Origin of the sequence: Timaviella obliquedivisa GSE-PSE-MK23-08B (assembly GCA_019358855.1) — a bacterium.
Lineage (GTDB): Bacteria > Cyanobacteriota > Cyanobacteriia > Elainellales > Elainellaceae > Timaviella > Timaviella obliquedivisa.
The window spans coordinates 326882-345921 of sequence record JAHHII010000005.1 but is presented as its reverse complement, the minus strand read 5'-3'; the positions used below and the strand labels follow the sequence as shown (position 1 = coordinate 345921).

Genomic DNA, 19040 nt, shown 5'->3' with positions numbered 1-19040 from the left:
CCTCAATTCTTCCAATCTTGCTTTGCTTGCTCCGTCACATACTTGGCGACCGTTGTAATTTCCTCGATGCTTAAGCGATCGCCGTACGCCGACATTAAACCTCTACCATGGGTCACCAACTGGGCGATCGCTTCTACAGAATCGACACCATTTTTTTGCAAGGTCTTCAGCTTTAGGTTCTTGCCACGCCGCACAATGTTGCCGCCATTGACGTGACAGCCTGCACAATTATTCTCAAAGACGACTGCGCCATTGGGCACTACGCTATCAGAAGGGGCAACTCCTTGGAGGTCATTCGAAGCGATCGCAGGTTCAATGCAGAGGAAGAAGCTGAGAAGAAGCGTCAAGGCGATCGCAGCTAACCTTGAGACGGAGAAGCTAAGAAATTTCATAGAAACAATTGCGAGGGTCTTCTCCACCCTACACCGTTCAGTCTGGACTCAAGGATAATCTCAAATCAAGGACTATCTCGACTCAAGGACAATTGATCAATTCGCTAATTCAAGGTGGGCACGTCCGACAAAAAAGAGCCTGTTAGCATCAGTGCCGTTTGGGGAGTAACGATCCCCGTTTCAGCGATTCCCATCGCTTTTTGAAATTGACGGACTACGGGTTCTAAAACTGCGCGATCCACCGAAGTATTTTGTTGAGCAGCATTTTGTTGAAGATAACCCAAACGATGCAAATAATCAGCAGTTTCGACAGCCGTCAGAGTCACATCTTGGGGGCGAAAAACAGGGAGATATTCTTTGCGCCAGATGCGCTCAAATTGTTCTTTAGAAACTTGAAAATACTTACCAAATGCGGGGTCAGCAATCGTGGCGATCGTATCACTTAGCCCCACCAGTGCAACAGCATGGGGATCGCGCCGACCTTCGGAATAAAGCCAGGTTGCCAAAACTCCAGGACGATTGATTTTCTGCATCTGCTCCCAAGTGGGCGAAAGTTCGATCGCTCCCATATCGATCGCTGCCAACGCTGCCACAAGCTGAGGCATAGAAGTTCCGAGTGAGCTAGTTCCGGCAAGGCGCGCTAGGCTTGACTCGGTTTCTTTTAGCCCCCAGCGGTGCAGAATTGTTGCAAGGGCAGAAGGAGCGCAACTGCTCGGAGAGGTTTGCTCAAAAATGCCATTGGCGTTGAGGTTATCTTTGAGTTCAGTGTAGATAGGGGCGAGAAAATAAGCTTCGGTAGCGTTGAAACTGCTGATGCCCAGAATGCCCAAGAGCGCGATCGCCACAATTTGCAGGCGGGCAGTTTGCCAACTAACCGCAAAAGTAACGCCACAAAATCCTAGTAAAATGACCCGAATCAACGTCCACGTGATCCGCATCCCCGATATTCGCCACTCTAGGGGCAATGCCTGCCACTGCGGCACGTAAAGCGCCAACATCAGCAACCCCATATATATCCCTAAGAACAACAGAGAAGCTGAGTTTCCCTTAAATAGGTTGTTAGCAGTGGCACCTTGCTGAAGCAGCATTTGACCCAGGCGCGTTCCCCACCAAAATGCTAACCCACCTAGAAATAAGGTGGCGATCGCCTCTAAATGCATAGTTTTGATTGGATAAATGGCACTGTCAATTTAGGCTAGATTTCCCCAGTTAGAAAAAATAGCCAACAAACAAGCTTATATTTCAGCTTCGTCAACATAATAAAGAGGTGTCAAAAAACCTTTTTTCTTTGCATAGTTATGACTCTAAGCGCATTGTTTGATATTTCTAATGTTTTTGTATTGCCTTTCTGGGCGCTAATGATCTTGCTGCCGAACTGGGGTTGGACGCGCAGAGTCATGGGTTCACTTTTACCTTTTGTGGCTTTATCAGGTTTATACATCTACCTGTTTATTAACAGCCTTGATCCAGACTCTGCTCAAGCGTTTGCGAACCCTCAGTTGTCTGATTTAGCGCAGCTTTTTGCCGATGAGCGAGTCATGGCAACTGGATGGATACACTTTTTGGTGATGGACTTATTTGTAGGGCGTTGGATTTACTGGGAAGGGCAACGAACGGGCGTTTGGACAGTTCACTCTTTAGTGTTTTGCTTATTTGCAGGTCCCCTAGGCTTGCTAAGCCATATTCTCACCCAGGGGATCACTAATCTTTTTTGGAAAAAAGTGACAGAATCTAGCCCAGACTCTGTAGTAGTGGAGTAAAACTAGCAGGAGAAAACCTTCTCTTACTTTCGTCTTATGATCAGGTTGCGGCTTAGGTATTGATAAATGCGATGAAACCACTCACAGATAATCCTGAAGAAAATACTCAAAGCTATGACCTGACGGGTTTACGGATGCCTCGAAAGCGAAGAGCAGAGTCTCCTGGGTTTTGGGTGCCGTTAGTAGGCGGATCGCTGCTGTTGCATGGGGCTTTGTTGGCGATCGCCCTCCCCTTAGCTGCGCGTCTGTCAGCAGCATCCCAGTCCGGCTCTCCGACTCCTGTAGAATTTGTAGAGTTATCTGAGCCATTTCCTGAAGTTGCCCTCAGCCAGCCATCTACGGAGTTTGCTGCGCCTCCTTCTCAGGAACCGATTTCTCAGGAACCTGCTTCCCAAGAACCTGTGCCCGCAGATCTGGTACCCACACAGCCCGCGTTCAGTGAAAGCATTCCTCCCAGTGACATCAGTTTTGCGCCAGAACCTTCCCCGACAATTTTGCCATCACCTACCCCATCTCCTGAAGTTTTACCTTCACCAGAGTCTTCTTCTGAACCTGTTCCCGAAATTTCTCCTTCTCCTGTCTTTGCAGAAACTCCTTTTGAGACGGCAGCTATCCCTCCTCAACCTGACTCCTTACCGCTGCCAGTCCTTCCTTCAGTGACTCCCGTCCAGCCCTCTTCTGAGCCACCGCAACCGCTAGGAGCTTTAGAAGCAACGCCTGAAGCCCCGATTCCCGAAACTCCAGATTCAGAAGCGATCGCTCCTGAATCTTCTTTACCCGAGGCTCCGCTAGATACAAGCGGCGATCGCCCTCAACCTGAGTCTTTTCCCGCCGATCTACCCGCTACGACGCTGCCGCCACCCGATCTACCCGATCCTCCACCTCAGAACCTGCCCAGCGAACCAGATCTGCAAACCACAGCGATTGACACCCCTGTACCCGATGTTTCAGAATCGATCGCAGTAGCTCCCAGCACCGTAGATTCTGACAACCTCAATTCAGCCAACAGTGAAGCAGCCCCCTTAGGAGTCACGCTTACGCTCTTTAGCTCTAGCCGAGGTGCTCCCGGAGCAGGGACAGCAGACGAAACCTTAGAGCTTGCCCGACCTGTTAACAATAGCAGCACTTTTTTACCAGACCCGTCTGCTTCTGCGTGCCAAGTCACCCCTGAGGTATTAAACCGTGTAGGCACCCCGATCGCCCTTACGATTACGACAGAGAATCAGCCTGATAAACCAATTGATGTCAAAGTTTACCAGTCCAGCGGCAGCTTCGACTATGACGAGCTAGCGGCTTGTCTAGTTAGAGAGCAGTGGGTTTTCGAGCCTGCAACCATCCTAAATGCAGAAGGAACCCAAAGACAGACGATCCGTAGTGATGAACTTCTCATGACCATCACCATTAATCGTAGCTAGCGCCTTCTACAACATATTGAGTCTAAGCCACATCTAACGACACCTTTGCAGAGCGAAGCCATTGCCTAAGAAAGCCCCGGAGCCAGTTCTCAACCGTAGTCGCGTGCTGCAAATGCTGGTGAAGCTGTGCTTCAACGCTGGGGGCACCTGGCTGAACATGATAATTTGGCGCAGCAGCGACCCAGCGACGAATCATGTTATGAGTAATCTCTGGATGAAACTGAATGCCATAAGCATTGTCATATCGGAAAGCCTGGTTCGGAAACACTTGCCCTTCTGCCAGTAAAATAGCCTCTCGCGGAATCTCAAACCCTTCTTCATGCCAGTGATAGACGTGGGTCAACCCCGATAAATCAGTGTATTCTGACACAGGCTGAATTTTAGAATAACCAATCTCTTTGACCCCCTCAGGATGGAGCGAAACCTGTCCACCTAAAACCCGAGCCAAAAGCTGAGCACCTAAACAAACTCCTAGATAAGGCGTTCCAGAGTCTAAAACTGAGGGTATCCAGTTTAATTCATCTCGAATAAAAGGGAGAGTAGTATCGTCATTGGCGCTCATGGGCCCTCCAAAAACGATCGCCCCATCATACTCATCCATTGTAGTGGGAAGAGACTGAGCGGCGGCTGGACAGCAGATTTCTAAGTCGTACTGTAGATCTTGAAGAACTTGACCAATTAAGCCCGGTTCAGAAGTAACTTGATGAACAACTAGAAGAATTTTTCTCACGATCGCAGGATTAAAACTCTCTCAGAGTCTAGCGGTTTGGAAATAGAAAAACTGTTGGATTAAGTCATGTTTTCAAAACTTTTTCCTTATAAAGCTCTAGGCTACGGTGCCAACAGATCCATTCGCTTTGCGAGGTCAATATCCAAATGGCTAATACCTTTTGCATCGTGGGTCGTTAGGTCTACCGTGACCTTGTTGTACACATTAAACCACTCCGGATGATGTCCCATAGACTCGGCAACCAAAGCAACGCTAGACATAAAACCAAAAGCTTCTACAAAGGATGGAAATTGAAACTGACGATGGAGCTTTTGATTTTGAATGTTCCAATTGGGTAATTCACCCAAAGCTTTTTCTAAATCCTGAGGCGACAAAAGTGTAGGAGCGGGCATCGTTTCCTCCTGAATAGGGAATTGAGCAAAAGCAGGTTGAGATGGGCTTGCAAGCAAACCAGGTAGAGGGCGTTGAAGCAATACAAGGATAAGCAGGATGATAAGAGGAGCAATTGCTCCTCTTATCATTTGCTTTGCATGATGCCATCGGTTCACGACTTTGACGGGGTTGTTTTAGTAGTTTTAGTGGTCTTCGACTTTGCCGCACTTTTAGTCGCAGTCTTAGTCGAGGTTTTCTTTGGGGTGGTCTTTGCTGCAGTCTTTTTCGTGCTATCTGCTTTGTCACTAGAGCCAGCCTTCGCTGAACCCCGAGTCTTTTTCTTTGTCCCAGCCTTTTCCGCTAACGCTTTCACTGCAATATCTATAGGAATAGCTTCAACCGTTTGTCCTTCAGGAATAGAGGCATTCACCTTGCCATGCTTGATGTAAGCCCCGTAAGGTCCATCATAGATATTGACAGGTTCGCCATCTTCAGGATGGGTTCCTAGCTCTCTCAGGGGCGTAGCAGCGGCTTTACTACGTCCACGACCTGCCTTAGGTTCTGCCAATAGCTCGATCGCCCGACCTAAGCTGATTAACAAAACGTCATCTTCCTTTTTAAGCGAGCGATAATCTTTGCCTGCCTTACCTTGGTCATGAACCACATAAGGACCAAAACGCCCTAAATTTGCCTGAATTTTCGCTCCGGTTTCGGGGTGTACACCCAAGTTACGAGGCAACGCCAGCAAACCTACGGCAATATCTAAAGTAACGTTCTGAAACGTCATTCCTTTGGGCAAAGATGCCATTTTAGGTTTGGGGTTCTCTTCAGTTTTATCGCCCAGTTGAACGTAAGGGCCATAAGGACCAATCATTTGGTAGATCGGTTCGCCTGTTTCAGGATGAAATCCAACCTTATCAGGGCCTTCAGTCTTTTGACGAAGTAAGAGTTGAACCTGCTCTGGATCAAGATCAGCCGGGGTTAGATCTTGGGGAATTGAGGCCTTGACAATTTCTTCGCCGTTACTAGCCTCAATGTAAGCGCCATAGCGCCCAATCCGAATTTTGGCATCCAGTCCCTCTAACTCAATTGTGCGGGCTTCTGTAGGATCAATTAAGCTCTCTTGTTGCTTGACCTGAGTATCTAACCCCTGTTCACCGGAATAGAATTTTTTTAGGTAGGGCAGCCATTGCGCTTCGCCCGTAGAAATCTCATCTAGGGTTTGCTCCATGCGGGCAGTAAAGCGGGGATCAACCAATTCTGGAAAATGTTTTTCCAAAAGAGCCGTAACTGCAAACGCGGTAAAAGTCGGCACCAGGCTGTTATTAGTCATCTGGGCATAGCCTCGGTCAATAATAGTGCCGATAATGCTGGCGTAGGTACTGGGGCGACCGATGCCTTCACTTTCCAGGGTTTTGACTAAAGAGGCTTCGGTGTAGCGGGCAGGCGGCTGCGTTTCGTGGGCGATCGCTTCTAAAGCCTCACAGTTCGGCACATCCCCAACTCGTAGCGTGGGCAGCACAACTTCCTGATCCTCGATCGCTGCATCCGGGTCATCCGACCCTTCCACATACGCCCGAAAGAACCCCGCAAAATCAATCCGTTTCCCGGTTGCCCGAAAACCTGCATCATCCGCCTGAATTTGAATCGTCACATGGGTCTGCCGTGCCTCAGCCATCTGAGTCGCCACCGTCCGCTTCCAGATCAACTCGTACAGCTTCAGTTCCCGACCGCTCAAACCTGTCTCCTGGGGCGTACGAAAGGTATTACCCGCAGGACGAATGGCTTCGTGAGCTTCCTGAGCGCCCTTGCTCTTACTAGAATACTGGCGAGGTTGAGGGCTGAGGTAGCTAGCACCGTACATATTTTCAACGCATTCACGGGCAGCCGCGATCGCCTGTTGCGACAAATTCACCGAATCCGTTCTCATGTAGGTAATGTAGCCTTGCTCGTAAAGGCTTTGCGCCGTCCGCATCGTGTCTCGAGCCGAAAGTCTCAGCTTCCGGTTAGATTCTTGCTGAAGGGTAGAAGTTGTAAACGGAGCCGAAGGCTTGCGAGTAGAAGACCGCTCTTCAAGGTTAGCCACTGTCCAAGGCTGAGCTTGCAAGCGCGCCTGAAGTGCCAGTGCCTCCTCTTCACCCAGCAGCAGCACCTCGCGTCCTGCCATCACCTGCCCCGTCGCCTCATCAAAGTCACCGCCATTAGCAATGCGCGTACCCCCCAGGCTAATCAACTTGGCTTCAAAAGGCACCTTGTCTTTGCTCAAACTAGCTTTCAAGTCCCAATAGCTGCCGCGACGGAAAGCTCGACGTTGTTGCTCCTTGTTAACGAGAAGGCGCACCGCAACCGATTGAACTCGTCCAGCAGATAACCCCCAGGCAATTTTCTTCCAGAGCAGAGGCGATAGGGTATACCCTACCAATCGGTCTAAAATGCGTCGGGTTTCTTGCGCCCGCACCACATGCTCATCGACAGTGCGGCAATTCGCGATCGCCAATTGAATCGCTTCTTCAGTAATTTCGTGGAACACCATGCGCTTAATCGGCACCTTCGGCTTTAAAACCTGTAGCAAGTGCCAGCTAATACTCTCTCCTTCTCGGTCTTCGTCAGTCGCTAACACAAGTTCATCGGCACCCGCCAGGGCCTCTTTCAGCATCTTGACGACCTTTTTTTTATCTTGTGGGATAATATAAAGCGGCTCAAAATCTGCCTCTACATTGACCCCAATCTTCGCCCATTCTTGAGCCTTAACCGAGGCTGGAATATCCCCTGCCGACTGTGGCAAGTCACGGATATGCCCCATTGATGCCTCAACTTGGTATCCCTGAGGGAGATAATTACGAATAGTTTTGGCTTTGGTTGGAGATTCAACAATGACAAGAGTTGACATGGGCTTATGGCTCGGTGGAACGGTCGGTAAAAAGAAAAGACTGAAATGTTGAAGGTAATTAAACCTATGCTTAAACTTATAACTGCTCCTAATGCAATCCAAACTAACGAGACAAAGAATTTATTGCAACACCTAGATCTACTTAATATAGATCTTTGTCAATGAAAGCTAGAGGGAAATTTTAGACTGAATCCCATGCCGACCCTACAATTTGAAGAGGTTTGGGAGTTCACAAGGTATGATTTTCAGAGTTAAGGAATTTTTACAAGTTGCTCAGGCGACGGTAAATTTTCCATTCCCCCGCTAAGCTTTATAGAACGTCTGACTAAAAGCCTGACCTTAAAGCGTTACTTGTCGATACTGCTGGCTAGAATCTTATGGATTTTGCAAACCTTGCTGCTCAATTGAATGTAGGAACCATCCTGCCGGAAGGAATTGTCATCATTACCATTATGGTGGTTTTGATTGGAGACCTAATTGTAGGGCGATCGTCCTCTCGTTGGACACCCTACGTCGCGATCGCTGGATTATTGGGGGCGATCGGTGCCCTCTACTTCCAATGGCACAGCGCTATCCCAGAATCTTTTCTCGGCAGCTTCATGGGCGACGACCTGAGCGTCATCTTCCGAGGCATCATTGCTCTAGGCGCAGCCATCACCGTGCTCATGTCAGTGCGCTACGTTGAGCAAGCCGGAACTGCCCTCGCTGAGTTTCTCGCTATTCTCCTAACCGCAACTCTGGGCGGCATGTTTCTCTCAGGGGCAGACGAACTGGTCATGATTTTCGTCTCACTAGAAACCCTCAGTATTTCTTCCTACCTATTAACGGGCTACATGAAGCGCGATCCTCGCTCCAATGAGGCAGCGCTCAAGTACTTACTCATTGGCGCAGCCAGTTCAGCCATTTTTCTATATGGCATATCGCTGCTATACGGGCTGTCAGGAGGCGAAACTCGGCTTAGCATCATCACGACTAATTTGTTGATAACTAGCGGTGAGCCCTCTATTGGCGTTGTCATTGCCCTAGTATTTGTGATCGCTGGGATCGCCTTCAAAATTGCTGCTGTGCCCTTTCACCAATGGACTCCAGACGTTTACGAGGGTTCGCCTACTCCGGTAGTAGCGTTCCTATCGGTGGGTTCTAAAGCAGCAGGCTTTGCCCTCGCGATTCGTCTGCTAGTCAATGGATTTCCCATGGTGTCCGATGAATGGCACTTCGTTATGACTGCCCTAGCCGTACTTAGCATGGTGTTAGGCAACGTTGTTGCCCTGGCACAAGGCAGCATGAAGCGGATGTTAGCGTACTCTTCGATCGCTCAAGCAGGCTTTTTAATGATTGGGTTGATCGTAGACACTGATGCCGGATACGCCAGCATGATGTTTTACCTAATGGTTTATTTATTTATGAACTTAGGCGGCTTTGCCTGTGTCATTTTGTTTACGCTACGCACAGGCACCGATGAAATTACGGCATATAGCGGTTTGTACCAAAAAGATCCGCTCTTAACGCTTTGTCTCAGTCTTTGCCTTTTATCATTGGGTGGCATTCCCCCTCTAGCTGGATTCTTTGGAAAAATTTATCTGTTTTGGGCGGGCTGGCAAGCAGGTGCCTATTGGCTGGTACTCATTGGTTTACTAACTAGTGTTATTTCCATCTATTACTACATTCGTGTCGTCAAAATGATGGTGGTAAAAGAGCCGGAAGAGATGTCCGAAGCCGTTCAAAATTATCCTGAAATTCGTTGGGATTTGCCTGGAATGCGCCCCTTACAGGTGGGTTTGATCATTTGTTTAATTGGGACTTCTCTAGCAGGAATTTTGTCTAATCCGTTGTTTGAGCTATCCAATAACTCAGTAACAAGCACAGAATTTCTTCAATCTACAGTTGTGAAAATAGAGCGTCCTCTTGCCAGCATGTCTCATTCGTCCCTTCCCCGAACTCCTTCTCTCTAGAAAAGGGCAGAGAGTATAGGGTTCTAAAATGATGGCGCAACGAGATTAACTTTCGCAGCCGCTTGGGGAACCCTGTACTCAACCCCGAACTCTTTTCTTGCTATGTCTCATTGCTCCAAGCGATCGCTTCTGACTGGTGCATTCTGTCTCAGCCTAGTCTTGCCATCTCCTGTCTATGCTACTCAAATCTCGGCTCCTCCTGCTCCCAGGAACTGGACAGGGATGATTATGACGGCATTGGTGGTTACCAGCACCGTTGGGGGAATTGCTTACAACTGGGGTTACGGTCAAGGGCGTACTAAATCTTCAAGTGGGGCTTTAAACGAAGATTTGAATTTAGAGTTGTCGCCCTCGCAGTCTTCTGTGCCGCTTGTACCTGTTCTTTCCGACAGCATCGAACTTGAGCTACAGAAGCAATCTGACCTTTCTCAGGTTGGCTCCATGTCTGTAGAAACGTCTGTAGAAACGACCGTTTCAGATACAACTCGTCTGGCAAAGATGGATGTGGTATTGGAGCTAATTGAGGATTTGCAAAACCCAGATCCGAGCAAACGTCGAAAAGCAATTTGGGAATTGGGGCAGCAAGCGGACTCACGGGCAGTGCAGCCTCTGGTGGATTTGATGAGAGACTCGGATTCTGGTCAGCGCAGCTTGATTTTGGCAGCGGTGTCAGAAGTTAGCATGAAGACTTTGCAGCCCATGAATCGGGCACTGATGTTGTCGCTGCAAGATAACAGCTCGGATGTACGGAAGAACGGAATTCGGGACATTACCCGGCTCTATGAGTTAGTGGGGCAGGTTAGCCAGCTTTTGCACCATGCGACCAGTGATCCAGACCCAGAAGTGCAAGAAACTGCAATCTGGGCGTTGGCGCAACTGAATCATATTCGTCCGCTTTCAAGGGTCGATGATTTACATCAGTTACCCAATGGAACTCTTAAAGAATTAGGAGTGGGGAAAAAGGCTGAGAAATAGAACCAATTGATTGAAGATTCATCTTGGAGGCGGAGCTACAAGAAGCAGCAACTTACGTACGATCGCTCCTTCCCAAGCTGTGCGATGCACCGATTGCAGTAGATTTTCAGTTTCTGCCCAGTAAATATTTAGGGGGCGATCGCTTTGATTATTACTGGCTGGATGCAGATCAATTTGTAATTTACCTATTGGATGTATCAGGACATGGATTGGGGCAGCACTATTTTCCGTATCAGGGCAAAACGTGTTGCGATCGCAATTGGGAGCCATGACGCTGGTAGGAATTTGTAAAGATTTAGAACTAAGGGCAGGGTATTTTAGCAGGAGCGGTAGAAAAAACAGCCACCGCGATCGCTGCCTACCAGCAAGTCAAGGTTGCATTACAAGCTGAACGACAGCGTTAGCGTTATCAAAAAGAAGGACATCAACGACTGCCCCTGGCTCAAAACTTACTTCTACTTCGATGTTGCAGGACAAAAGAGCTTTAACTTTGCCAACAATTTACTACATCCATAGATTGTTATACCAATACTTAGATCGGTTACAGTCCCTGGTCGCAAAGGGTACTGCCATCAAAGTCGACCCGTTTTGTGACCTCAATGCCATGCTCGACACGATCGCCAACACTGCTAAACCTAAATCCTCCAGTAACTTCAATCCTTCTGCCTGATCAAACTGAGATCGATCGATGACTACACCATCGGGGCGTATCCGTTAAATCGATTTTTGAGCAGGGCTTAGTCAGAGCGATCGCTGTTTGTATATCTCGCGTTCCAACTTCAGTCACAAAGCGATCGATAAAATCTTGATTTCGATCAATTGTTAAAATTTGCGTTAGAGCCGATTTTGCTATGAAAAATCTGTTCCTTGTTTCATTACCAAAGGGCAGCTTAAAACTTGAGTTGGAACATTACAGTTGGCATTTGCTAAGCGTTCCTAAAATTGCGTTTCCTGCGCATTCAAAATATCCTGCTGCTTACCTAAATCAAGTATTGGCTCTGGCTTAAACTCCTTAATAACATGGTTTAGGCGATATCCCAACCCATAGACAGTTTTAACTAAATCTTCTGCTCCAACAGCTTTATTTTTGTCATTGAGCGTTTCTTTTACTGTTAGGGAGTTGCGTGAAAATAAAACACCAGTGAAATGCATTGACTTTTCAGCCTCCTGAATCCCCCATTCTGGGGACTTTGAAAGGTTCGGAAGTCCCCCAGAATGGGTAGGGCTGATTCGTTAGTTGGAGAAAAAACTTAAATCCCGCATTGTTACGTTGCTCCTATTTTGATGGCTAACGAGATTATGGGATTCAAGCAGTTTTTCTCTTCTTAGAGAATCGTCCCTACCCAGAATGGGGGATTTAGGGGGCGGTTCGGGGCGTTATTTAATTGCAACTCCCTTAGCAGCAACACCAAGGATTGACTACTCTTTTCTCTCAAGCGACGACAAAAGCTGATGCCACCCAATTTTTGATCAACAACATTGACAGAGGAGCTAGGCTAACGACTGAGAACGCTTGACAAAGCTGTAGATTTATGAGGTAACTGGAGTAAGTTATTCGTTGCCCAAGCTATTGATCCAAGCTACTGAATGGCTAGCCCATTAATACTAGTTTTTGTTTAAAGATTGTCTTTGTCTAGAATGTCAATGAAGCAGGTTTAAGACGCGATCGCCCTTCAACCGCTATTCTATAAATACCCTAATCCCCTTAACATCTGATTATGCCAGCAAGGTTGCAAATTAAATCTGAAGATTGCTCGCCCTTAGGACGATTGATTTTGCAATACCTTGAAGAACAATCCATCAGCATGAATCATTTGGCAGAATTATCAGGCATTCCCCAGCCTCGTCTGCGGGGAGCTTGTTTTAAGGGCACTTGCCCCACCCCCGAAACCCTAAGAAAACTGTCGCGGGGCATGGGCATACATCATCTAGAGCTTTACACGCTGGCATATGAAGGCAGAATTGAAAACTTGCCCGAAGATGCTCAAGATACTTCTTTAGATTTACTCATGCGGGAACTGTTTGAAACAGCAAGAGAACTAGGACTTAATGCCCCTCAAGTACGTCCTTCTAAAACCAAAATTCGTAAAGCTTTGATCGACCTAGGATTTCAACCAGAGCATCAAGCGACGCGCCTTTTAGAAAATGAAGACTCTGCCTAAGTGATAGAAACCAAACTCCGAAATTAAACTACAAAAAATTGAACTATAAAAAAGGAGGGAGAAACATTTTGCTTCTCTCCTCCTTATTAATCTAGAGATAAATCTAGAGATAATTTACAGGTTATCTTTAACGACGAGGAACCGATCCATAGATATCAATGTTGGCGGTTGATAGCTTTTGAGGGGTATTTCCGCGTGCATTAAGGCTCCGCGCCATATCAAGGAACAGCGATGGGCTGCCCGTTTTGGCTTTCTGGTCTTGAGGAACATAGCTGCGAACAGTAGACTGCCAAATAACTTGAGGGAACCCAAGCTTGCGGCGAGTGTACTCATCGTAACGAGGAGACTTGATGTTGAAGGGTCTTTCGCCTTCAGTTCGACCGGGCAGTACCCGACGACGCTGATAGGGCAAAATGTCATACCCAAAAGCCTCAATGTACTCTGGGCTATCGAGAAGTTGATCGATAAACCCAACAATGCCCTTAGTAGCAACGGTAATTGACCAAGCGAGTTTCTCTTGGTTGTTATACACATCGCGACCGAGCACCCGTTGTACGGTTTGCTCAACAAAGCGATAGTTGCTGTTGAGATCGTAGAAGCTACGTCTGTAGGTGTCAGACAACACCAAACCGCGAACAAAGTCTCGAACGGTAATCTGACCGCTCCGGAGTTGGGACTCCAAGAAACGCTCGCGATCGACTGCAAAGGCATGGAAGAAGATTTGGCGGTATGCCGCTTCAATCAAGTCCCCAATGTCACTGTCGTCGAGCAAGTTTTCAGTCGAATAAATTCTGGGCTGCTCATCGCTCCCGACCTCATAGCCAGCTACACGCTGGTTTTGAGAAGAAGGAGAATATTCTAAAAGAGGAATTGCCACGCTTACAAAAGCTCCCTTTTCATATGGATTCTTACAAATTTATCAATCATCATACGGTCATGGGGGGCATTATTCGCTTTAGTCTAATAAAAAAGTCATACAACTTAACTTAACGTGAGTTCGCGTTAAGCAGGAAAGCTACATCATTCAGCAATGCCTGCTTTTGGGGCTAGTGACAGTAGGCAATTAAGCCCGCCATTAGATTGACTGCAAAGTTGATGGGACTACGATGCCTCGGATGCTCAATCTGGGCAATGTTCTTTAACTGGTCAATCACCGACTCAGTCACAACTTCCGGCTTTGCCGGAGGCTTTAAACGCTTTTGCATAGAGAGTATTGAGGAACAATATACAGTGTGTCTAATAATACATTTGATAATCCCCATCTGGATTGAGATCTCAGGGTGAGCTAAATGTAGAAGTGGTGAATCGGGATGATGCCCAAAAACTAGAGCAATGGTTTGAAAATCGTTGGGAGGATAACTTTTGCCTGGATATTTCTGAGCAACTGGCAGAAATTATTGATGAAAGTTGGGCAGGGCGATCGCTCAAGCCCTATTTTGTCTATCTAAAAATGGCGTATCACTGTGTGTGATTAACCCAGAGGAAAGACGAGATGGGGCGCAGATTATCTGTTCGATGGGGTTATTCCAGGACTAAAGTAGAGGCAGGTAGGTAAGGCTTGAGAGGATGTCTGAGAAGTTTAAATTGCTTCCGATCCGCCTCCTAAATCCCCCATTCTGGGGGACTTTGAAGGAGCATTGATTCGGAAGTCCCCCAGAGTGAGGGGTTGGGGGGCAAGTGTAAGAATCTTTGATACTTCTCAGACATCCTCTGAGATCGTGTTCGTTATTTGATGCTTTCAAGGAGAAAACCTGGTGTCTCAAATCAAGAATTTAACCTCCCTCTACGAACAGGATATTTTGTTGTGGTCAGAAGATACAGTTGCCAAGCTCAAGGCGCGGGAGTTTGACCATCTAGATATTGCGAATTTGATCGAAGAGGTAGAGGCGCTGGGGATTTCTCAAAAGAAGGAATTGATTAGTCGTTTGATTGTTTTATTGGAGCATTTATTAAAACGGTTATATGTCAACTCACCCAATGACTACAACGGTTGGGAGCGAACGATTCGGGCTCAGCGGGGAGAGCTAGAAGTTTTGTTGGGCATAGTTCTCAGCCTCAGTACCCGCTGGAAAACCAGTTTTGATAAGGCTTGGTCAATTGCGCTAAAAAGTGTGCGTAAGGAATACCCTCAAATCCCCTTTCCTGATATATGGAGCTACGATCGCTCACCCGAAAAGATGCTCGATCGAGATTTTTGGCTTGAACTATTTTCTGAGGAGTAACTGTATGTCATCCAATCTCTATGAAACAGATTTTTATGCTTGGACTTTGGAACAAGCTAAGTTACTGCAAGTGGGTGATTTTAAGGGATTAGACATTGTGAATTTGGTGGAGGAGCTTGAATCTTTGGGCAAACAACAGCGGCAGGAATTACGAAATCGACTTGGTGTCTTGATAGGACATCTTCTAAAGTGGGACTCTCAGTCAGAAAAGCGAAGCAAAAGCTGGCGGGCAACTATTCGAGAGCAACGACGAGAAGTTTTGCGACTTTTGCAGGAAAATCCTAGCCTTAATCCCTATTTGGCAGAGGCGATCGCCTCTGCTCACGAATCTGGTTTGGATTTAGTGGTCAAGGAAACCCCTTTAGATTATGGGGATCTGCCTGAAAATTGCCCTTATACATTAGAGCAGCTGTTTGATCCTGACTTTCCTGCTAATTTAAACCCGACCTGAGTTGAAAGACCATGCCACTCAACCGCGATCACGCCCAGAAGTATCTCCAGACGTTTGATTTTGAGCCCCTATTCACGCCGAACGCGATGGCAAAAAAATCGCCGTCGAAATTAAAAGCTTTATTAACACCTCTACCGTTGCTGATTTCTATCTCGCGATCGGGCAATTTATTTAACTACCGTGTGGCATAAAAAGTAGCAGATCCAGAACGAAAACTATTTCTTGCTGTTCCAGATATCGCCTATAAAACATTCTTTCAAAAAGAATTTCCGCGCATAGCTATTCAACAGTATGAACTTGAACTCTTCGTTTATGACATTGAAAATGAGGTGATCATCTTATGGCAAGTCTAGAAACACTCCAAATTTATCGAACCACAATTAAGCAACTGCTTAAGCAATATGCTGCTTACAAACCATCCTATGGTGATATTGAGATTCAAACCGTTTTTGACACCGAACACGATCATTACCAGGTAGTTGCGATCGGCTGGGACAAAAAAGAAAGAATCTACGGCTGTTCAATTCATCTAGACATTAAAAATGAGAAAATTTGGATTCAGATTAACAACACTGAATTAGATATTGGTCAAGATCTGGTTGAAACAGGTATCCCCAAAGAAGATATTGTCATTGGGTTTCAACCGCCTTATTTACGCCAATACTCAGGCTATGCAGCAGTCTAAGCCCTATCCTTGACATGAATAATCCGTCACGGCTCTAAAGTTGCAAACCATCACACCCAATGATTCTGCTTATCCGGTAGCACTCACAAACTGCATTGCCTTCAAAAGCCTCCCCACATTGAGCGCGATCGGCAATCTTAGCCTGATTCAAAAACCTGCGATTGCCCTCTTCTGTTCTATGAAATGCCCTGGCGACCTCATCCTCAAAACCTATGACCTTGTCCAAGCCCTGCGAGATGCAGACATTCCAGTCATCAGCGGTTTCCACACCCCAATCGAACAGGACTGCCTCAAAATTCTGCTGCGTGGCACCCAACCGCTTATCTACTGTCCTGCCCGCAGCATTCATAACATTCGCTTCTCCGCCAAGCAAAAACAGGCAATGGACGAAAATCGTTTACTCCTGATCTCGCCCTTTAGTGCCAGCTATGCCCGTGCCACGGCTGAACTGGCTAAAAAAAGGAATGAAATGATTGGGGCGATCGCTCACACCCTCTTTGTTGCCTATGCCGCCCCCAACAGCAAAACTTTAGCCTTTGCCCAACGTCTGACCAAGGCAGGAAAATCTGTGGTTACCTTTGATAGTTCCAGCAACTCATTATTACAAGAGCAGGGCATCGCGAGTTTGGGTGTGGATGCGATCGTGCGACGCTGCTTAGATGCTCAAACATCCTAACCCAGGCAAACTTCAAGCCTGGAATACTGAACCTGCTCATTGACAGGGGAGAAAGTTTGCTATATCCCGCGATCGCACCCAGAATTACGCCCACAATCATCATCTAATGAATTGCGCCCACAAACTTACTCAACCTGAATTATATAAGCTCTTCAAGGCTATTAAGTTCTCCAAAGCAGTCAGCATTTTTAGCCAGACGACAAGTTATAAGCGATAATGATTATCATTCGTAATATAGTGAGCATTCAAAATATGGTCAACATGGCAACAGTCGATTCAGTTCCTGTGACTCTGCTCACAGGCTACTTGGGTGCAGGCAAGACTACGCTGCTAAATCGCATCCTCACCTACGAACATGGCAAAAAGGTCGCGGTGATCGTCAACGAGTTTGGCGACGTGGGCATTGATCACCAGCTAATTATCAACGCAGACGAAGAAATCTTTGAGATGAATAACGGCTGTATCTGTTGCACAGTGCGAGGTGATCTGATTCGGATCATCGGCAACTTGATGAAGCGCCGCGACAAATTTGATCATCTGGTGATTGAAACGACGGGACTGGCTGACCCGGCTCCGGTGATCCAAACTTTCTTCATGGATGAGGATGTGCAGGCGCAAACTAATCTTGATTCAGTCGTAACGGTCGTGGATGCCAAGCACATTTGGCAACACTGGGAAGCAGAAGAGGCGCAGGAGCAAATTGCCTTTGCCGATGTCGTGCTGCTTAACAAGACCGATCTGGTTACGCCAGAGGAGTTAGATGAACTGGAGCGACGGATTCGGAGCATGAATGCACTTGCTAAAATCTACCGCACCCGCAACGCCGAACTGGCAATGGATGCGCTCCTGGGCATCGGTGCTTTTGACTTGAATCGGGCATTGGAAATTGATCCGGAGTTTCTGAATGAAACCGCTCATGAGCATGATGAAACGGTAGGTTCTGTGGCGATCGTAGAACCGGGTGAATTGGATGGCAATAGGCTCAACGAATGGCTGGGTCACTTGCTGCAAACTCAGGGACCGGATATTTTTCGGATGAAAGGAATTCTGACGATCGCCGGAGAAGATCAGCGCTTTGTGTTTCAGGGTGTTCATATGCTGTTTGATGGCAGAGCCGATCGCCCCTGGAAGCCAAACGAAACGCGCAAGAACGAACTGGTTTTCATTGGTCGCAACCTAGATGAGGCTCAACTGAGAGAGGATTTCCGGGCATGTCTAGTTTAAAAACAAAGGGTTTAAAGACAAAGAAACAAGGTGAATTCGATCTTCATTGGCAAGGGACGCTGTCGGATTATGTGATGGCGATCGCTTGGTCGCCCGATGGCAAGACTCTGGCAACGAGTTCTGCTGCGGGTGAAGTGGTTCTATATCAAGAGACTAAAACATTCCAGGCAATGCCTTTTCAAGGAGTGCCTTTACAAGTGATGAATGGGGACTCGGTAGATTGCCTTGCCTTCTCTCATGATGGGCAATTCTTGGCGGCTGGCGGACAAAACGGACAGGTTCATATTTGGCAGGTGCAGTCAAACTTGCCAGAATTGATCGCGCCTAAATTGGTCGCTACAGTCGGAAAAACAGCAGCTTGGGTCGATCGCATGGCATGGAGTCCCACTCAAAATCTACTGGCATTTAGCCTAGGAAAATATGTGCAGGTTTGGGATGCTAAGTTAGGAGACGTTGCCACCACCCTAAACTTTGACACCTCCTCCGCTTTGGATCTTGCTTGGCATCCAGATGGACAGCGGTTGAGCGTTAGTGGTTATCAAGGTGTAAAAATCTGGACAGCAGAAGATTGGGATGATGATCCGTATTTCCTGACTATTCCTTCAGCAAGTGTGGCGATCGCTTGGTCGCCCGATGGAAAATATATTGCATCCGGCAATCTCGATCGAACTATGACGGTACTGGAGTGGGAGAATCCTCATCCTTGGGTGATGCGCGGCTTCCCCGGTAAAATTCGTCAACTCGCCTGGTCAAATGTGATGACAAAAGCGGGTGCATCGTTGCTTGCTTCTGCCAGTGCTGAGGGCATTGTAGTTTGGGAAAAGCAGGAGGATCTGTCATTGGGTTGGGAAGGTCGCGTTTTAGCAGGACACGAAGGCACAGTGCAGTCGATTCAATTCCAACCTGATGCTCTTTTATTTGCCTCGGCAGCAGCAGATGGACGGGTTTGTTTGTGGCAGAAAGCCCAGCATTTAGCCCAAGTGCTGAACGGTGCCCCCAATGGGTTTTCTTGCTTGGCTTGGCACCCTAAAGGACATCAACTTGCAGTGGGCGGACAGAACGGAGAACTACTCATTTGGGCAAAGGTGTTGCGGGGAAAGGGTTTTGGACAACGTGAGAAGACTTGAAATCAGG

The 19040-nt window shown here is 47.3% G+C and carries 21 protein-coding genes and 2 pseudogenes; 15 read left to right on the top strand and 8 right to left on the bottom strand.

Going from position 1 to position 19040, the window contains the following annotated elements; genetic code table 11:
• Positions 1-2 precede the first annotated feature (2 nt).
• Together KME11_12035 and KME11_12030 are read right to left on the bottom strand one after the other, a co-directional pair.
• Positions 3-392: a c-type cytochrome gene (locus KME11_12035; protein MBW4515940.1), complete on the bottom strand. Its 390-nt coding sequence runs from the start codon at positions 390-392 to the stop codon at positions 3-5.
• A 104-nt stretch (positions 393-496) separates the two neighbouring features.
• Complete coding sequence (locus tag KME11_12030; protein MBW4515939.1) at positions 497-1552, bottom strand: peptidoglycan-binding protein; 1056 nt, start codon at positions 1550-1552, stop codon at positions 497-499.
• A 138-nt stretch (positions 1553-1690) separates the two neighbouring features.
• On the opposite strand from KME11_12030, the gene KME11_12025 reads away from it, so the two are divergent.
• Together KME11_12025 and KME11_12020 are read left to right on the top strand one after the other, a co-directional pair.
• Positions 1691-2152 carry a DUF4281 domain-containing protein gene (locus tag KME11_12025; protein ID MBW4515938.1) on the top strand — a complete coding sequence of 154 codons (462 nt, stop codon included), beginning with the start codon at positions 1691-1693 and terminating at the stop codon, positions 2150-2152.
• A 71-nt stretch (positions 2153-2223) separates the two neighbouring features.
• Complete coding sequence (locus tag KME11_12020) at positions 2224-3567, top strand: hypothetical protein (GenBank protein MBW4515937.1); 1344 nt, start codon at positions 2224-2226, stop codon at positions 3565-3567.
• Between the two features lie 22 nt (positions 3568-3589).
• Here the strand turns inward: KME11_12020 and KME11_12015 are convergent, their stop codons facing one another.
• From KME11_12015 to topA, 3 genes are all read right to left on the bottom strand, one after another.
• Complete coding sequence (locus tag KME11_12015; protein ID MBW4515936.1) at positions 3590-4297, bottom strand: gamma-glutamyl-gamma-aminobutyrate hydrolase family protein; 708 nt, start codon at positions 4295-4297, stop codon at positions 3590-3592.
• 101 nt (positions 4298-4398) lie between these two features.
• The gene (locus tag KME11_12010; protein ID MBW4515935.1) at positions 4399-4689 is read right to left on the bottom strand and encodes a 4a-hydroxytetrahydrobiopterin dehydratase; all 291 of its coding nucleotides are present in this window, start codon (positions 4687-4689) and stop codon (positions 4399-4401) included.
• Between the two features lie 152 nt (positions 4690-4841).
• Positions 4842-7559 (bottom strand): type I DNA topoisomerase, encoded by a 2718-nt coding sequence (gene topA, locus KME11_12005; GenBank protein ID MBW4515934.1) that lies wholly within the window; start codon positions 7557-7559, stop codon positions 4842-4844.
• A gap of 377 nt (positions 7560-7936) precedes the next feature.
• Between topA and KME11_12000 the strand changes: the two genes are divergently transcribed.
• The 4 genes from KME11_12000 to KME11_11985 all read left to right on the top strand — a co-directional run bounded on the left by KME11_12000 (position 7937) and on the right by KME11_11985 (position 11156).
• A complete protein-coding gene (locus KME11_12000; GenBank protein MBW4515933.1) occupies positions 7937-9511 on the top strand; it encodes an NAD(P)H-quinone oxidoreductase subunit N in 1575 nt (524 codons plus the stop codon).
• A 102-nt stretch (positions 9512-9613) separates the two neighbouring features.
• Positions 9614-10486 carry a HEAT repeat domain-containing protein gene (locus KME11_11995; protein MBW4515932.1) on the top strand — a complete coding sequence of 291 codons (873 nt, stop codon included), beginning with the start codon at positions 9614-9616 and terminating at the stop codon, positions 10484-10486.
• Between the two features lie 23 nt (positions 10487-10509).
• Positions 10510-10758 carry a hypothetical protein gene (locus KME11_11990; protein MBW4515931.1) on the top strand — a complete coding sequence of 83 codons (249 nt, stop codon included), beginning with the start codon at positions 10510-10512 and terminating at the stop codon, positions 10756-10758.
• Positions 10759-10976: 218 nt separating this feature from the next.
• Positions 10977-11156 carry a hypothetical protein gene (locus KME11_11985; GenBank protein ID MBW4515930.1) on the top strand — a complete coding sequence of 60 codons (180 nt, stop codon included), beginning with the start codon at positions 10977-10979 and terminating at the stop codon, positions 11154-11156.
• Positions 11157-11422: 266 nt separating this feature from the next.
• Here the strand turns inward: KME11_11985 and KME11_11980 are convergent, their stop codons facing one another.
• Complete coding sequence (locus KME11_11980; GenBank protein ID MBW4515929.1) at positions 11423-11638, bottom strand: hypothetical protein; 216 nt, start codon at positions 11636-11638, stop codon at positions 11423-11425.
• Positions 11639-12204: 566 nt separating this feature from the next.
• Between KME11_11980 and KME11_11975 the strand changes: the two genes are divergently transcribed.
• A complete protein-coding gene (locus tag KME11_11975; protein MBW4515928.1) occupies positions 12205-12648 on the top strand; it encodes a helix-turn-helix transcriptional regulator in 444 nt (147 codons plus the stop codon).
• A 127-nt stretch (positions 12649-12775) separates the two neighbouring features.
• On the opposite strand, the gene KME11_11970 is transcribed toward KME11_11975, so the two are convergent.
• Positions 12776-13525, bottom strand: a complete 750-nt coding sequence (locus KME11_11970) for a phycobilisome rod-core linker polypeptide (protein ID MBW4515927.1) — start codon at positions 13523-13525, stop codon at positions 12776-12778.
• Positions 13526-13694: 169 nt separating this feature from the next.
• Positions 13695-13814, bottom strand: a pseudogene (locus tag KME11_11965) (IS982 family transposase).
• A 101-nt stretch (positions 13815-13915) separates the two neighbouring features.
• Between KME11_11965 and KME11_11960 the strand changes: the two are divergent.
• From KME11_11960 to KME11_11925, 8 genes and pseudogenes are all read left to right on the top strand, one after another.
• Positions 13916-14119, top strand: a complete 204-nt coding sequence (locus KME11_11960) for a hypothetical protein (GenBank protein MBW4515926.1) — start codon at positions 13916-13918, stop codon at positions 14117-14119.
• A 283-nt stretch (positions 14120-14402) separates the two neighbouring features.
• Positions 14403-14870 carry a DUF29 domain-containing protein gene (locus KME11_11955; protein ID MBW4515925.1) on the top strand — a complete coding sequence of 156 codons (468 nt, stop codon included), beginning with the start codon at positions 14403-14405 and terminating at the stop codon, positions 14868-14870.
• Between the two features lie 4 nt (positions 14871-14874).
• The gene (locus tag KME11_11950; protein ID MBW4515924.1) at positions 14875-15321 is read left to right on the top strand and encodes a DUF29 domain-containing protein; all 447 of its coding nucleotides are present in this window, start codon (positions 14875-14877) and stop codon (positions 15319-15321) included.
• A gap of 70 nt (positions 15322-15391) precedes the next feature.
• Positions 15392-15674: pseudogene (locus tag KME11_11945) on the top strand (hypothetical protein).
• Positions 15662-16006 carry a XisI protein gene (locus KME11_11940; protein MBW4515923.1) on the top strand — a complete coding sequence of 115 codons (345 nt, stop codon included), beginning with the start codon at positions 15662-15664 and terminating at the stop codon, positions 16004-16006. Before KME11_11945 ends, KME11_11940 begins: the two are co-directional and overlap by 13 nt.
• Before the next feature lie 40 nt (positions 16007-16046).
• Positions 16047-16682: a DNA-processing protein DprA gene (locus KME11_11935; GenBank protein MBW4515922.1), complete on the top strand. Its 636-nt coding sequence runs from the start codon at positions 16047-16049 to the stop codon at positions 16680-16682.
• Between the two features lie 252 nt (positions 16683-16934).
• The gene (locus KME11_11930; GenBank protein MBW4515921.1) at positions 16935-17906 is read left to right on the top strand and encodes a GTP-binding protein; all 972 of its coding nucleotides are present in this window, start codon (positions 16935-16937) and stop codon (positions 17904-17906) included.
• A complete protein-coding gene (locus tag KME11_11925; protein ID MBW4515920.1) occupies positions 17894-19033 on the top strand; it encodes a WD40 repeat domain-containing protein in 1140 nt (379 codons plus the stop codon). Before KME11_11930 ends, KME11_11925 begins: the two co-directional genes overlap by 13 nt.
• The last annotated feature ends 7 nt before the right edge of the window (positions 19034-19040 follow it).